Here is a 17378-nt window from a genome sequence, read left to right on the forward strand (position 1 = left end):
GTTATAGTCTCGTGGGCTCGGAGATGTGTATAAGAGACAGGGCGTGTTCTGGTCAGCACGCCGTGCTTGGTGGCGCGCCGCGCCTGCGGGGTGTCGGGCGGCGGTTTCGTCAGCAGGTCGCGGTGATCGGGAACGGCGATGCGCAGATAGCTGCGGATCTGCTGGATCCACTTGCGTGCCAGCTCTTCGGAGATGGACAGCTCCGCCGCGATGTCCGCGTAGGGCTGTTCCTCAATGAAGCGCATGCGGGCGGCTTGGCGCATCCGCTCGTCCCGGATGCCGTCGAGCGACTCCAGGACCTTGACCAGCAGGGCACGGTCGGCGTTGGTGCGTTCCGGGTCCATGGCGTCCCGCCCGCTGGACCCGTCGGCGATGGAGGCGATCTCGACGAGGGAGCCGACTAGGACGGGGTGGCGCTGGTGGGCGCGGTGCCGGTCGATGAAATGGTTGATGGCGGTGCGCCGCAACCAGGTGCGCGTGTTGAGGATGGAGCGCGCGTAGAGGGGCAGGACATCCGACAGGCTGAGGCAGAGCCCGCTCAGGCAGTCGTGGATTTCCTGCCTGTTTCCTTTGCACAACCTTTGATATGTCCAGAACAGGTCGGTGTAATGGCGGCACCAGAAGACCCAGAAGGCGGTCTGGTCCCCGGTCGCGATGCGTTCCAAAAGGCCGGAATCGTCCAATTCGTGGAGATCCTCCCCGGTGCGGGAGAGAAGCCGCGGCGATCCGGCCATGGACAGGGAGGGCCAGGGGCGTTTCGGTTCCCGCCGCCGATCCAACGCTGTTCCGGTGGGGGTATCCCCCAAAGGTTGCGCTCTTTGCTGCATATGACGTCCCTTGCGCGTTTTGCTCAAGGGACGCTCGCCAAGTTCTACGTGTGAACGAACTGGATATACTTTTTTTCGAAATACCTATGTATTTCGGACGATATTATCTAAAAAAAAGCCTATCCGACCACAACCGCACTATGTCTTGATAATCAAGACATGGCTATGCACACGCAGGCGAATGCGTCGATTCTATGGGTTCGAAGCGAAGGATCGGGATAGGGGCAGTAACGCCACGCGGCGCCAAGCCGTTCAGGGCCTTAAGGATAAAAGTGTATTAACCAAAGGGATCGAATGCTCGATCGCCGCCCTGACAATGTTTCCAGATTTCTATAATTTCAGGGGGGTGATACCGCGGTGTGCGGGGCCATCCGAATCACCTGCCGGATGGCAGGAGTGGAGGGGCTCGAACCCCCAACCCCCGGTTTTGGAGACCGGTGCTCTACCAATTGAGCTACACTCCTGTCGCCGCCTTGCAGCGGGAAGCCGCTTTTAGGCGATTTCAGAGCGGCACACCAGCGGAAAATTGCTGCGATCCACCCCGAAACGCTCTTTCACCAAAGACAGGACGGCAAGAGGACCTGGGGGAAGCACCTCGACCGTGGCCGGACCACCGCCAGCCCTTCATCCCTAATATATGGGAAGTGAAAATTTACCGACAGAAGTAAATATTGTTATGAAGCGGAATGAAAAGTCCGGTCTATTTGTAGAATTACGACACATTTGAAAATATCGATGTCAAATTTTAAAGAATGACGTCGGAGAAATCATGGTTGGCGTGGGAAGGGTTGGGGTGTGACGCCTCCCGCGTCACGGGCTCGTGAAGCCGTGGCGGAGCAGGATCGCCTGACCGGCTGGGGACAGGATGCTCTGGGCGAGCGCTTCCGACCGCCTGCGGTCCGTGCCGTTCAGGACGGCCAGCCCATAGTCGGCACCCACGGCCATCGCCTCCGGCAGGGCGACGATCCTCAATCCTGGAATCTCCCGGGCCGCGAGCCGCGCGTTGGTCCGGTAGGTCAGGAACAGGTCGGCCTTGCGCCGCTCCATCAGCCAGCCGTAGGGGTCGCGCCCCTCCGGCGGCCCCTCGCTCTCCGGCCCACCGGTGAGCCGCAGCGCCTTCGCGTCCAACGCCGCGAAACTGCCGGGGCGCAGGGCCTCTGCCTTGCGGAAGACCTCCCAGGCGTAGTCGCCGGCGGGATCGGCCTGCGGCGTTGAGGTGCCGAGCCTGATGGAAGAGTCGAGCAGGCGGTCGAGCAGCGTGTCCGCCGTGACCCCCACCTCCGGCTGGGCGATGGCGCAGAGCCGGTTGTGGGCGAATGGTCGAATGGTCGCCGCGCGTCCGACGTCGGCCAGCGCGCGGGGATGGGCCATGTTGGCGGAGGCGAACAGGCCGCTCTCTCCACTTTGCAGCAGCCGTGCCTTCAGCAAACCGGAAGGAGCGAAGACGGGGGCGATCCGGATGCCTTCCCGCGCTTCGAACGCCTGGACCAGTTCGCCCAGCGCGGCCTTCAGGCTACCGGCGGCGAACAGGTGAACCGCACCGTCCCACCGCTCCGCCGTCTTGTTCATGGAGATCCCTGTCCGCACCGCTTGTGTCCAAACGCCTTTTTCTTATGCATAGAGCACGGAGCGGACGTGGAAAAGAGCGAGGACCAATGCTTCCCGTCACGGCACGGCCGCTTCGGGCGCGTTCATCCGGAAGCGCCGGACAGGGAGCGCATCGTCTTTCCCACAACTTAAAACACATGTTCGTCGGGCTGCATGCCGCAGCTTTTCCCCGTCAAGGCAACCCGATGCGACAAGCGTGTCGGTCATGAGTCCTTCGGGCTTCGACGCCCTGCCGTTAGTGAAGCGTGCCGTGAGGGGTGCGCACCCAGCGCCCTCGGTCGGCGCAGTGTTGCGATGCGGTTCGCCAGCCCAGCACCGCTTACGACAAGGATATGAATGTTACAAATTCCGACAAACTAGGACTAACACCCAATCCGAAATCGTATGATAAAAATAGCTACCTCAGATGGAGATCCGACGGGGTCTTCGTTAATCAAAGGTTAGCAACGACCATCGCGTGAAGGTACCGGTCCAATGAACTCGTCCACCAAAGCCGCCTCCTTCATCTTCATCCCTAACGAAGATGTGGGTAAGAGAAAAGCGCCTTGGTGGGCTTTCTTGGCGGCAAGTGCCATTCTTGCGGGTGTGACGGCGCCCGTGCTCGCGCAACAGCTGCCGGCCCAGCTCCCCTCCGGTGCGGAACCGCGTCCGGAGGCGCCGCGTCCGGTGATGCCGCTGCCCTCGGTGCCGGGCGGCGCGGTGACGGTGCCGAAGGCGCCCGCGGCGGAGGCACCGGCGGGGGCCGAGAATTACCGCCTTACGTTGCGGAGTGTCTCCATCGAAGGCGCCACCGCCTACAGCCAGGACAGCCTCAAGACCGCTTACCAAGATATGCTGGGCCGCGAGGTGTCGGTGGCGGACCTGTTCAAGATCGCCAACGACATCGAGTTCCGCTACCGCAACGACGGCTTCATCACCAGCCGGGTCATCGTTCCCGCCCAGACGATCGAGGACGGCACCTTCCGCCTCCAAGTGGTCGAGGGCTTCGTGTCCGACATCACTTATCCCGACGACATCGGCCCGGCGCTGGCCGCGGTCAAGCGGCTGGTGGAGCCGCTCCGCGGCGTCAAGCCGATCAACGTCGCCGAGGTCGAGCGCCGTCTTCTCCTGGCGAACGACCTTGCCGGCCTGAGCGTGCGCGCCAGCCTGGAGCCGTCGCCGGACACGCTCGGCGCCTCGGTGGTGGTGGTGAAGACGGACCGCAAGGCGGTGGACGCCCTGGTGTCGTTCAGCAACCGCAACACGCCCTATCTCGGCACCGCCCAGACCACCGCGACGGCGGCGCTGAACTCCTTCGGGCCGAACGCCGACACGGTGAACCTCAGCGGGCGCGTGTCCTCTCCGGCGTCGCGGGCCTGGTCGGTCGGCGCCGGCTATCAGGCGCTGGTGACCGGCGACGGGCTGACCTTCTCGGCCACCGGCTCCTATTCCAAGTCGCGGCCCGGACTGACGCTGGACCCGCTGGACGTGGAAAGCTGGGTGGCCGCGGGTGTGGGCACGCTCAGCTATCCGGTGATCCGCTCGCGCCTGGAGAACCTCCGCGCCGTCGGCGAGTTCGAATACCGCGACGTGAACACCGACATTTCCGGCGACCGCTTCAACCGCGACCGGCTGCGCATCCTGCGCGGCGGTTTCAGCTATGACCGGACCGACAATTGGGACGGCATCACTGCGGTGCGCGGCCTCGTCCACCAGGGGCTGGACATCCTTGACGCGACGAAGCTCGGCTCCGCCTACGCATCGCGCGAGCGCGGGCGCAGCGACTTCACCAAGCTCACCGCCGACATCACCCGCGTGCAGCAACTCCCGGCCAACTTCAGCATTTTCGCGACGGCCACCATGCAGGCCGCGGGCACGCCGCTGCTGGCCAGCGAGCAGATCGCGCTGGGTGGCCCGAGCTACGGACGCGCCTTCGACGAGGGCGAGATCTCCGGCGACAGCGGCTGGGCCGGGTCGCTGGAGCTGCGCTACACGCCGGTGGTCCCGGAGAACGCCTTCGCGCAGGCCGTCCAGATCTATGGCTTCGTCGATGGCGGCGAGGTGTGGAACCGCTCCAGCCTGGAGCAGAACAGCCGCAATTCGCTGGTTTCCGTGGGCGGCGGCGTGCGCGCCAGCCTCGTGGAACGGCTTTTCGCGACGCTTGAGATCGACAAGCCGCTGACCCGCCGCGTCGCGACCGAGGGCGACAAGGACATGCGGGTCTTCTTCAACATCACTGCGCAATACTGATAGGGCCGGGGGATACAGGACATGGGCAAGGGCAACGTCACCACCACCTCCGGCTTCACCGAGCTTCCCGGCGCGCGCCGCCACCGCCAGACGCTGCGCCAGCGGCTGCTGCTGTCCTCCGCGACGGAGGCGCCCCAGCGCGGCGGCGGCACCCGGCGCCAGCGCCGCGCGGCGAAGGCGCAAGGGGGCATCGACTTTGCGCGGCTGGCGCTGCGCAGCGTGATTGGCGTGGCGCTGTCCACCCTGTTCGCGGGTGCGGCCTACGCCAACCCGCTGGAAGGCACCGTCACCGCGGGCGCGGCGACCATCCAGTCGGCGACCCCGAAGTCGATGGAGATCCTGCAGTCCACCGACAAGGCCATCATCAACTGGAAGTCCTTCAGCATCGACGCCGGTGAGAAGGTCACCTTCCAGCAGCCCTCGGCCTCCAGCGTCACGCTGAACCGGGTCACCGGCAACGACCCGTCCAAGATCATGGGCAGCCTGTCGGCCAATGGCACGGTCATGCTGGTCAATCCCAACGGCGTGGTGATCGGCGCCGGGGCGAAGGTGGACGTCGGTGGGCTGGTGGCGACCACCGCCAACATCTCCGACGCCAACTTCATGGCGGGCAAGTACCAGTTCGACCAAGCCTCCACCAAGCCGAACGCCATGGTGGTGAACGAGGGCGACATCACCGTCAAGGACAGCGGCCTGGCCGCCCTCGTGGCCCCGCACGTCCGCAACTCCGGAGTCATCCGGGCGAAGCTGGGCAAGGTGGCGCTGGGCGGTGCCGAGACCTTCACGCTCGATTTCCACGGCGACGGGCTGATCAGCTTCGACGCCAGCTCCGCCGTGAAGACGGTGGCGAAGGACGCGGACGGCAAGCCGGTCGCGGCGCTGGTCGTCAATTCCGGCGAGATCGCCGCGGAGGGCGGCAGCGTCACCCTGTCGGCGCGCGCCGTGAAGGGCGTGATCGACAACGTCATCAACACCGACGGCGTCATCAAGGCCACCTCGGTCGGCAGCGCCAACGGCAAGATCGTCCTGTCGGGCGGCGACACCGGCAAGGTCACCATCGGCGGCACCGTCGACGCCAGCGGGCGCGGGGAGGGGCAGACCGGCGGCACCGTCGTCGCCACCGGCGCCGAGATCGCCGTGAAGAAGAATGCCCGCGTCGACGCCTCCGGCAGCAAGGGCGGCGGCGAGGTCGCCATCGGCAGCAAGACGGGCCGTTCCGGCACCTGGTCGGACAAGGTGACGGTCGAGGCCGGCGCCACCCTGTCCGCCGACGCCGTGAAGTCCGGCAAGGGCGGCAGCGTGACGGTGCTGTCGCAGAAAAGCACGAAGCACGCCGGTAAGATCTCCGCCCGCGGCGGTGCCGAGGGCGGCGACGGCGGCTTCGCCGAGGTGTCCAGCCATAAGGACATCACGCTGACCGGCAGCGTCGACCTGACCGCGCCCAAGGGCGCGGCGGGCACCTTCCTGCTCGATCCGGAAAGCCTGCGCATCGTCAGCTCCGCCGGGGGCAGCCAGGACGGCGCTGCGGCGGACGGCACGATCGGCGTCAACGACCCCAACCTGGGCAGCGGCGACGCCGTCAACACGGTGTCGAAGCAGGTGCTGGAGAGCATCGCCGGCAACGCGAACATCGTGCTGGAGGCGTCGGGCCTCATCACGGTGGAAACCAGCCTCGATCTCCAGACCACGGCGGGCCACAGCTTCACCCTGCGGTCGCTGACCACGAGCGGCATCGCCTTCACCGACGCCAGCTACGAGATCCGCACCAACGGCGGCGACATCGTGCTGGAAGCCAACGGCATGGCCAGCAACCTGACCAACATCGGGAAGCTGACGACCCGCGGCGGCGCGGTGCGGCTGACGGCCACCAACAACGTCCAGCTTGCCAACCTGATCGACACCACGCCGGTTTCGGGCAGCGCCGGGGCGGTCTCCGTCAGCGCTCAGGGCGGGTCGCTGACCGCGTTGGACGCCGGCCGGATCGTCGGCGGCCCGATCTCCCTGACCGCCGGCGGCGCCATCGGCGCCAGCGGCGCGGCGGTGTCGACCAGCAGCACCCAGCTCTCCCTGGTCACCGGCGGCGACCTGTTCGTCACCAACGACCGGACACTGACCGACCTCTCCGTCACCAGCACGCACCGGACGGTCGGAGCCGACAGCCAGTTCTTCCTCGCCTCCACGGGCTTGATCTTCACCGTCACCGATTCGTCCGGCGGCACCGCGCTCGACACGATCAGCCAAGTCGGGGGCCTGAACAGCTTCGCCTTCCGCGGTGATCGCAACGTCCAGGTCGGCACGGTCAGCGCCGGAACGGGGTCCGTCGCGCTGACCAGCACCGCCGGCAACATCACCGGCACGGGCGCGAGCCTGCTGACCGGCGGTGCGCTGACGCTGACCGCCAAAGGTTCGTCGGGCAGCAACGGTGCCATCGGCACGTCGTCGCAGGCGCTGAACACCGCCGGCGCCAGCCTGACGGCCACGGCCGGCAGCGGCGGCATCAACCTGTCGAACACTGGCGCGCTGGCCTTGGCCAATCTGACCAGCGGCGGCTTTACCACCATCGCGGCCACCGGCAACCTGACGGTCGGCGCGGTGGCCAGCGGCAGCAACACGCTGACCCTGACCAGCAGCGGCGGCAGCATCCTGAACGATGCCGACGCCTCGACCACCATCAGCTCCTACAGCCTGGTCCTGAACGCCGCCGGCAGCATCGGCACCAGCGGCACGGCTCTGACCGCCGGCTCCTACAACATCGACGCCACTTCCGGCGCGGGCGGCGTCTTCCTGACGACGTCGGGCTCGGCGGTGCTGGGTTCCATCGTCTCGACCAACGGCGACGTCGCGATCACCACCGGCGGCACGACCACCATCGGGACGATCACCAGCGCCAACGGGACCAGCAGCATCTCCGTCACGGCGAACGGCACGGTGTCCGACATCACCGCGACCACGGTCAATGCCGGGGCCAACGGCAACGTCACCCTGACGACCGCCAACGGCAGCATCTCCGGCCTGTCCGGCACGATCACCGGCGACAACGTCACGCTCGCCGCCGGAGGCAGCACCTCCACCGTGACGGTGAACACCGCGGCGAAGCGGCTGACGGTCACCAACAACGCGGGCAACATCACGGTCATGCAGACCGGCGCCGTGACGGTGGACAACATCACCTCCACCGGCTCGTCGGTCTCGCTCACCGTCAGCGGCGGCGCCGCCACGCTGGGGACGATCAAGACGACCACCGGCGCGATCTCCGTGACGGCGACCGGCGGCGCCATCCTGGGCAAGGACGCCAACAACCGGCTGTCCGCCAACAGCATCACCTTGAGCACGGACGGCGCCATCGGGAGCTTCGGCACCCATCTGCGCACCTCCACGGGGGCGCTGACGCTGAGCAACGTCGGGGATCTGTATCTCGACAACAGCGGCGTGATCCTGACCGGCCTGTCGATCACCAACCGCCACGTCGGCGGGGCCGCCAACGCGCTGCAGCTCACCTCCGAGTATTTCAACTTCGCGGTCGGCGACAACGGCACCGCGACCATCCTGGAGGCGGTCGGCAGCCCGAAGCTGGCGACACTCGTCTTCAACAGCGACATCGACCTGATCGTCGGCGATCTGGCCACGGTGGGGACGGGCGGCACGGTCACGCTGACCTCCACCACCGGCAGCATCCGCGACGACGGCAGCGTGAACACGCGGATCAACGCCGACACCGTGAAGCTGAGCGCCGCGTCGGGCAGTCTGGGCGACGCCAACGCTCCGCTGGCGCTCAACGCCACGAAGCTGACGCTGACCACCGGCGGCGACCTGCACGTCACCAACCTGTCCGACATGGCGGAGCTGACCGTCACCAGCACCCATGCCGACACGACGGTGGTGAACAGCTACTCGATCACCGCGCCGAACTTCGTCTTCGACCTGACCGACGACGCCACCAACGGCTATCTGCTGCGCACGCTGGTCGACACCACCGGCCAGATCTTCTCTTTCAAGGGCGACCGCGACATTCGGTTGGGCCGGGTCGATCTGACCTACAAGAACGGCGTCCTTCCCGACAACGGGACGCCCTCGCTCGGCGAAACCTACAGCATCTTCAACGCCGAGACGACGAACGGCTCCATCCTGGACGACGGGTCGAAGACCACGGTGGTGCTGGCCGGTTCGGTCAACCTGAAGGCCAGCAAGGCGATCGGCAGCGGCTCGGGCACCGAGTATCTGGACATCGTCACCCCGGTCCTCAACGCCAGCGCATCGGGCGGCGGCATCTACGTCACCCTGCCGACCTCGACGGGCGTCAACAACCAGAAGAACCTCATCACGCTGGGCGACAAATTCTTCAGCGCCGCCGACAACCCCATCGTGGTGACGGCGACCTGGGGCGACATCGCCTTCGGCTCCAGCTTCACCTCCAGCAGCAGCAGCGACATCACGGTCACGGCGACCAACGGGTCGATCCTGAATCCGAACAGCGCCACGTTGCGCGCGAGCTCCACCGGCACGGTGACCCTGACCGCCGGGAAGAACATCGGCTCGTCGGACAAGGCGGTGAGCGTGAACGCCGGCACGGTCGCGGCCACCGCCGGCGGTTCGATGTGGCTCGGCCTGGGCACCGGCCCGACCGAGCTGAACAGCCTGACAGCCGGCGGCGACATCACCGTCACGAAGTCCAACGGCGTCATGACCGTCGGGTCGGTCAACGCCAACAACGGCACCGGAACGGTCACGCTGACGAACACCAGCGGCAGCATCCAGGACGATTCGGACAACACGACGCTCATCGCCGCCGGCAAGGTGGTCCTGAGCGCCAATGGAAGCGTCGGCGGCACCAACGCGCTGAATCTGGCGACGGCGAACCTGTCGATCACGACGGGCGGCTCCATCGGCATCACCAACACGATGGCGCTGACCGACCTCACCCTGACGCGCGGCTCCTACTCCGGCGGCACCATCGGGATCACCACGGTCAACGGGCAGGTCTTCACCCTGTCTGACAGCTCGTCGCAGTCCACGATCCAGACCGTCACCAGCAGCACGGCGCTGAACTTCGCCTTCAATTCGTTGCGCGCGGTCAAGGTCGGCACCGTCAACGTCGGAACGGGCGGCAGCGTCGCCATCGTCTCGTCCAACGGCGTCACCAACACCGGCAACGGCAGCAAGATCACCGCCGGCAAGGTCTCGATTGAGGCGGGGACCTCCTCCTCCATCGGTGATTCGACCCTCTACGGGGCCATCAGCCTCGACACCGGCAACCTGTCGGTGACCGCCGGGCGCGACATCTACGTCGACAACAACGGGCGCGCCTTCAACAGCCTGGCGATCACTAGCACGAACAGCACCACCAGCTCCTCGACCGCGAGCACTTTCTCCATCGGCAGCACCGGTGCCCAGATCTATACGCTGGCCGACAGCGGCACCAAGGTTGCCATCGACATCGCTAGCGCCCAGAACAGCAACTTCAGCTTCATCGGCAAGAAGAACATCGAGGTCAATCAGATCACCGCCGGCGGCGGTGCCGTCAGCCTGACCACCGCGGGCGGCGGAGAGAACTCGACGATCACCATGGTGGGAGCCGGAACCATCACGGCGTCCTCCGTCACCCTGTCGGCCAACGGCTCCGGCACGAACGGCGGTTCCATCGGCACCAGCACGCGGGCGGTGAAGACCTCCGCCGCGTCGCTGACCCTGGTGAGCAACGGCGACCTCTATATCAACAACAGCAACACCGCGCTGACGGCGCTGGACGTCACCGTCACACACAAGACGTCGGCCATCTCCAGCGCCGGCACCTATGAGTTCAACGCCCTCGGCTCCAACCGCAGCTTCACGGTGACGGAAGCCAACGGCGTCCAGACGCTGGCCCTGACCACGCCGAGCAGCGGCGGCAGCGCCTACATGGACCTGCGCTACAGCGTGGATCGCGGCATCGTGGCCGGCACCATCGACGCCGGCACCAGCTCCACCGGCTCGGTGGCGCTGATCTCCACCGGGGCGGCCACGGGAGCGTCCGGTGGTATCTCCGTCAACGGGAACGGGTCCGGCAGAATCACCGCGGGTCAGGTTTCGCTGACCGCCACCGGCACCAACAGCAACGTCGGCGGCGTCAGTGCTGTCCTGACCAGCACGACGAAGTTGGCCATCACGTCGGGCGGCAACGTTTCGGTCGGCAACAACGACACGCTGACCGAACTGACGCTGGACACCCGGCACCAAAAGTCCGGCGGCTCCACCAATAACTACACCATCACGTCGTCCGGCCTGACCGCCACCTTCAGCGACTCCACGCAAACCGGCCTGACGGTGTCGAACGTCACCCAGAGCGGGCTGAAGCTGAACATCAGCAACGACAAGGCCCTGCGGATCTCCAAGATCGACGTCGGGAGCACCGGCACCGTCGATCTGACGGCCAATGCCGGCGATTCCTCCATCGACGCCACGAACAGCAGCGGCACGACCGTCACCGCGGGCAGCCTGACGTTGAAGGCGACCAGCGTCGGGCACACCAGCAGCGGCTCCCGCTTCACCACCCAGGTCGGCACCCTGTCGGCCGATCTGAAGGGATCGCTGACGCTCGGCAACTCCGGCACCCTGACGCTGAAGAATGTGAAGGCCGGTTCCTCGGCGGACATTCAGGTGACCAACAACGGGTCGCTCCTCCAGTCCGGAACCAAGCCGCTGAGCGCGGACGAGGTGACGCTGACGGTCGAAGGCGGCTCCATCGGGGCGTCCGGCACGCCGCTGCTGACCGAGGCGCGGACCCTCAAGGTGAACGCCGGGCGCAACGTCTATCTGACGAACAGCGCCGACCTGTACGCCTTGAGCCTGGATGTCAAGCACGGCTCGGCCGGCACGCAGAATGTCTACGACATCCGGTCCGAGGGGCTGAGCTTCGCGCTGACCGACAGCAACACCGGCAGCCAGTACACCCTGTCCAGCGTCGTGGACAGCAGCGGCCTCGACTTCTCGTTCAAGAGCGACAACAGCGTCGCCTTGGGGACGATCAACGGCGGCCTGTCCCGCAAGGTGTCCATCGAGACCACCGGCACCGGCAAGGACATCCTCAGCACCGGCAGCTCGATGGTGACCGCCGGCACGGTCACCCTCACCTCGACCGGGACCATCGGTCAGGCGGGATCGTCCTCCAACCACATCGCGACGATGGCCGACACGCTGGCGCTGACCACGGCGACCGACGCCTTCGTGGACAACGGCCGGGACCTGACCGCGCTGTCGCTGACCAGCTCGCGGACGACCGGCGCCGGCACCTATCAGATCACCGCGCCGCAGCTCGTCTTCACCATGACGGACGACGGCACCACCTCCACGCTGAGCGAACTGACCGACAGCACCGGTCTTGCGTTCAAGCTGGACACCAAGCACGCGCTGTCCATCGGCACGCTGAACGTGCAGAACTGGGGCACCGTCGACCTGACCAGCGCCGGGAACATCCTGGGCGCCGCCTCGGCGAACGTGGGCAACCCGGCCAACCGCATCACCGCGGGCACCGCGACCCTGAGCAGCGGCGGCGGCGCCATCGGCTCCTCCGGCAACAAGATCCACCTGTCGGCGTCGTCCGCGACCTTCAACGTGAAGGGCGATCTCTACGTCGAATCCGACACCCGCATCGGCGCGCTCAAGATCAAGAGCACCTCGTCCAACATCGACAACCGCACCTACAACCTGACCTCGGTCAGCACGGCCGGCACGGCCATCGCGCTGATCGGCGCCGAGAGCAGCACCCAGACGGCGCTGGCCTCGCTGACCGACGCCAGCGGGGTGCGCTTCACCTTCGACAGCCACCGCAAGTTGGTCGTCGGCGGCCTGGACGTCGGCAAGACCGGCACGATCGCCCTGATCGCGGACCCCGGCATCGTCGGGAACGGCCATTCCGTCGTCAAGATCAACGCCGGCGTCGCGAGCCTGACGTCCTCCTCCAACGTGGTCGGTGCGCAGGGAGGTGAGTTCATCAGCATCACCACCGGCAACCTGACGGTGAACGCCAATAATGGCGCCGTGATCAACCTGCACGGCTCGACGGTCATCGACTCCATGAGCTTGGCCGGCGCGCTGACCCTGAACAACTCGACCGGCGACATCGCGCTCGGTTCGATCTCCATGGGCGGCGCCAACGCGGTCATCAACAATCAGGGCGGCTCGATCCTCAGCGGCTCGATCAGCGGCAGCAATCTGCTGACGCTGACGGCGACCGGGTCCATCGGCAACGTCTCCGCCATCTCGACGTCGGCCGGTTCCGGCGGCACCACGACGCTGACCGCCAGCGCCGCCGGCAGCATCGCGGTGTCGGAAGGCAGGGCCCTGACCGTCCAGTCGGTGGTGAGCACCGGCGGCGGTGCGATCAAGTTGTCGACCGGTTCCTCGGGGACCAGCCTCCTGACCGTCGGCACCGTCACCACGACCGGGACGGTGACGCTGACCAGCAGCGACGGCAACATCCGCGCCAACAGCGGCAATCTGGTGACCGGCGGCAGCGTCGAGCTGTCCGCCATCAAGGGCGGCATCGCCGACACGGGCTCCACGCTGAACGTCGCGACGACCGACCTGACGCTGAAGACGCCCGGCACCTTCAACGTCGCCGACACGCTCGACCTCGCCAAGCTGACCATCGACCGCACGCCCTCCACCGGAACCGCCACCTCCGGCACGATGAGCCTGACGGCGACCAACCTCAGTTGGAACGTCACGGACAGCGGCGGCGTCACCACCTTCACCACGCTGACCGACAGCACCGGCCTGGACTTCACCTTCAAGGCTCCGGGGGCGATCGCCATCGGCACGGTGACTACGGGCGCTTCCAGCACGGTCAGCCTGACGGCGACGGGCAACAGCTCGACCGCCGGCAGCATCACGGCGGTGAACAACAGCTCCATCATCACCGCCGGCTCCCTGAAGCTGGACGCCCAGAAGAAGACCAACGAGCAGACCAACAGCAGTTCCATCGGCACCAGCGCAACGGCGCTGGGCATGAACGTGTCCAGCCTGACCGCCAGCAGCGGCTCCGGCGGGCTGTTCGTCAAGAACGCGGCGGGGCTGAACCTCAGCTCGATCACCACGGGCGGCGCCCTGACGGTGATCGCGGCGACCGGCGACCTGACCGTCTCCAACCTCTCCTACGACAGCAGCAAGGCGCTGACCCTGACGGCGACGGCCGGCCGGATCCTCAACGGCGGCTCCAGCCTGAGCCTCGGCACCGGCAGCGCCACGCTGACGGCGGGGACCGGCATCGGAACGGCGGACTCGGCGTTCAAGGTCACGACGTCCAGCACCGGGGCGCTGACCACCAACGTCACGGGCGCGGGCGGCGTCTACCTCGACATCGCCGGGTCTCTGACGGGCGGGCTGACGGCCGCCGTCCAGAACGGCCCGGTGGTGGTGTCGGGCAGCGGCAACATCACGCTGACCAACGTCGCCATCGCCACCGACGCGGCGGGCAACAGCATCACCGTGACCTCGACCGGCGGGTCCATCACCGCCGGGACGGTGACGGCGGGGGCCAACAACGGCTCGGTCACGCTGAGCGCCACCGGCAACGGCGGCAAGATCCTGGCCGCCAACGGCGGCTCCGCGGTCACGGCCAAGACCGTGGCGCTGAACGGCGCCGGCGGCATCGGCACCTCCTCCGCCCGTGTCGGCGTGGGCGGGGCCCAGGTGCAGGTGAACGGCGGGTCGGGCGACATCTATCTGGGCACGACCGGCGCCACCGCGCTGGCCTACGCCGCGACGACCGGCGGCAAGATCGACGTGCAGGCCGGCGACCGCCTCCAGGTGGTCAGCGCCAGCACCGGCGGTGGGGCGATCACCATCGCCTCCACCGCGGTGGACGCCGACATCATCGCCGGCGGCATCAACGCCGGCAGCGGTGCGGTCATCCTCAGCTCCAGCGGGGGCGGCGTCTATGACGACGGCCTTGCCGAGACGCGGATCGTTGGCGGCTCGGTCTCGCTGACCGGCGGGAAGGGCATCGGCACCTCCAGCCGGTCGGTCCAGACCACCACTCCCGGCCTGACCATGGCGAGCGCCAACGGCAGCGTCTACGTGACCGACGACACCGCCGCCGGCGTCGCCGTCGCCTCGGCCACCGCCTCCAACGGCTCGGTCACCATCGCGTCGGCCGGCACGATGACGATCCAGTCGGTGTCGGCCAACACCACCAGCGGAGCGGTCGCGCTGACCGCCGCCGGCTCCATCCTGGGCAGCGGCAATGGCACCCATGTGACCGGCCATTCGGCCAGCCTGACCGCCACCGGCGGCAGCATCGGCACCGTCACCGACGCCGCCACCGGCGCCGGCACGCCGATCAAGATGAACGTGTCGAGCCTGACCGGCCTGACCGCCAACGGCACCACACCGGTCATCTCGGTCGACAACATCAACAGCGCCGCGCTGTCTCTGGGCAACAACCTCGTCACCCTGGGGGCGGGCGGGTCCGCCTACATCCGCACGGCGGGCAACCTGGACGCCAGCGCCGGCCTGTCGATGACCAGCGGCAACCTGCTGCTGCAGTCCGGCGGGGTGCTGACCCTGCCGACCGCGGCGATCAACCTCGGCACGGGCGCGCTGACCCTGAAGGGCGCCACCGACGTGGTGGCCGCGGGCGCCTCGCCGCGGGCGCTGTCGATCACCGCAGGTTCGCTGACCTTCGCCAGCGGTTCCAACGGCGGCAACACCACCCTCAACACCACGGTCGGCACCATCGACGCCAGCCTGACCGGCTCCGGCAAGAACCTGACCGTCAACAACACCGGCACGCTGACGGCGGCGACCCTCGGCGCCAACGGCACCGTCACCGCCACCAGCAGCACCGGCATGACGGCGACCTCGGTGACCGGCGTCGGCACGGTCAGCCTGACCGCGACGGCGGGCAGCCTGACGGTCGGCACGGTCAATGCCGGGGTGAGCGGCGTCATCAACCTGTCGGCGGCGGGCGGCAGCCTGCTGACCGGCAACGGCACCAGCCTGACCGGCGGCGCGCTGAACCTGACCTCCAACACCGGGATCGGGACCAGCACTGCCGCCTTCACCAGCACCATCGCCAACGTCTCGGCGATGGTGACCGGGACGGGCGGAATCTATCTGGCCGGCACCAGCTTCAACCTGGGCAATCTCGCCACCACCGACGGCGACATCGCCGTCACCGCCAGCGGCGCCATCACCGACAGCAACGCCACCACCGGAATCAACGCCGGGAACAGCGGCAACGTCTCCCTGATCTCCACGGGGGGTGCGGTGTCCTTGACCAGGGCGGTGTACAGCGTCGGTTCGGACGCCACCCGGGCCAGCGTGACGGTGCAGGGCACCAGCATCGCCCTGGGCAACGTCACCACCACGGGCACGCAGACCTACACCGGCAACACCACGCTGGGCGGCGCGCTGTCCGGCAAGTCGGTGACCGTCACCGGGAACCTGACCCTGTCGGGCGCCAACCGCACGGTGACCGCGACCGGCGGCGACCTGTCGGTGAGCGGCACGCTGAACGGCGGCGGATACGGGGCGACCCTGCTCGCCGGGCAGGGCGCGATGACGCTGGGCGGGGCGGCCAGCAACCTGGCCTATCTGACGGCCACCGCCGGGACCATCGGCCTGCGCGCCGTGACGACGGCGGGCGCGCAGACCTACACCGGCGCGACCAGCCTCCAGGGCGCCTACGCCACCGGAAACGGCGCCTTCACGGTGACCGGCGCGACGACGCTGGCGGGCGGCACCACGGTGAACTCCGGCAGCGGAAACGTGCTGTTCAGCGGCACGGTGAACGGGGCCAACTCACTCGTGATCACCAGCAGCGGTGCGACGCAGTTCACCGGTACGGTGGGCGGCACGACGGCGTTGACGAGCCTGACCATCGATGCCGGCGGGACGGCCAGCGTGAAGTCGGTTTCGACCACGGGCGGACAGACCTACAGCGGCACGGTGACGCTGGATGGCACCTACACCACCGGCGCGGTCTTCTCGGCCATCGGCGCGGTGACGCTGGGCGGCAATACGACGGTGGACGGCACGTCGAGCGTTCTGTTCATGAACACGGTGGACGGCGCCTATGCCCTGGCGGTCAACAACAAGGGCATGGCGCAGTTCAACGGCGCTGTGGGCGGCACGACGGCGCTGATGAGCCTGACCACGGACGCCGGCGGCTCCAGCAGCCTGAAGTCGGTGACAACCAACGGCGCCCAGACCTACAACGACGCTGTGACGTTGGACGGCACCTACACCACCGGCAGCGGCGCCTTCACCGCCAACGGTGCGGCGACGCTGGCCGGCGGCACGACGGTGAACGGCGGGTCGAGCGTGCTGTTCGCCGGCACGGTGGATGGAGCCTACGCCCTGGCGGTCAACAGCAAGGGCGCGACGCAGTTCAGCGGCACGGTGGGCGGCACGACGGCGCTAGCCAGCCTGACCACCGACGCCGGCGGCACCAGCAGCCTGCGCAGCGTCACCACCACGGGTGTCCAGACCTACAACGACGCGGTCACCCTGAACGGCACCTACGCCACCGGCAGCGGCGCCTTCACTGCCAACGGCGCGGCGACGCTGGGCGGCGACACGACGGTGAACGGCGGGTCGAGCGTGCTGTTCGCCGGCACGGTGGACGGTGCCCAGGCCTTGGTCATCAACAGCAAGGCCGCGACGCAGTTCACCGGCACGGTGGGCGGCACGACGGCTCTGGCCAGCCTGACCACCGACGCCACCGGCACCAGCAGC

4 protein-coding genes and 1 tRNA gene are annotated in these 17378 nt (G+C 67.5%); 2 read left to right on the forward strand and 3 right to left on the reverse strand.

The annotated features are described in order from the left end of the window. The 3 genes from Q4I23_RS20170 to Q4I23_RS20180 form a co-directional block, all read right to left on the reverse strand. A partial coding sequence (locus Q4I23_RS20170) for an RNA polymerase sigma factor (RefSeq protein ID WP_498527375.1) occupies positions 1-734 on the reverse strand: 734 nt, incomplete at its 3' end. Positions 735-1215: 481 nt separating this feature from the next. Continuing rightward, positions 1216-1291: transfer RNA gene (locus tag Q4I23_RS20175), tRNA-Trp, on the reverse strand. 346 nt (positions 1292-1637) lie between these two features. Further along, complete coding sequence (locus tag Q4I23_RS20180) at positions 1638-2396, reverse strand: molybdate ABC transporter substrate-binding protein (RefSeq protein WP_498527376.1); 759 nt, start codon at positions 2394-2396, stop codon at positions 1638-1640. Between the two features lie 636 nt (positions 2397-3032). Between Q4I23_RS20180 and Q4I23_RS20185 the strand changes: the two genes are divergently transcribed. Together Q4I23_RS20185 and Q4I23_RS20190 are read left to right on the forward strand one after the other, a co-directional pair. Further along, the gene (locus Q4I23_RS20185; RefSeq protein WP_498527377.1) at positions 3033-4664 is read left to right on the forward strand and encodes a ShlB/FhaC/HecB family hemolysin secretion/activation protein; all 1632 of its coding nucleotides are present in this window, start codon (positions 3033-3035) and stop codon (positions 4662-4664) included. A 21-nt stretch (positions 4665-4685) separates the two neighbouring features. Continuing rightward, a partial coding sequence (locus Q4I23_RS20190; RefSeq protein ID WP_498527378.1) for a filamentous hemagglutinin N-terminal domain-containing protein occupies positions 4686-17378 on the forward strand: 12693 nt, incomplete at its 3' end.

The sequence above is a fragment of the Azospirillum sp. UFLA03-27 genome, from assembly GCF_059803775.1.

What these genes read in the sequence shown, in the direction of transcription:
- Q4I23_RS20180 (WP_498527376.1), bottom strand. Translation starts at nt 2,396, where the DNA reads ATGAACAAGACGGCGGAGCGGTGGGACGGTGCGGTTCACCTGTTCGCC.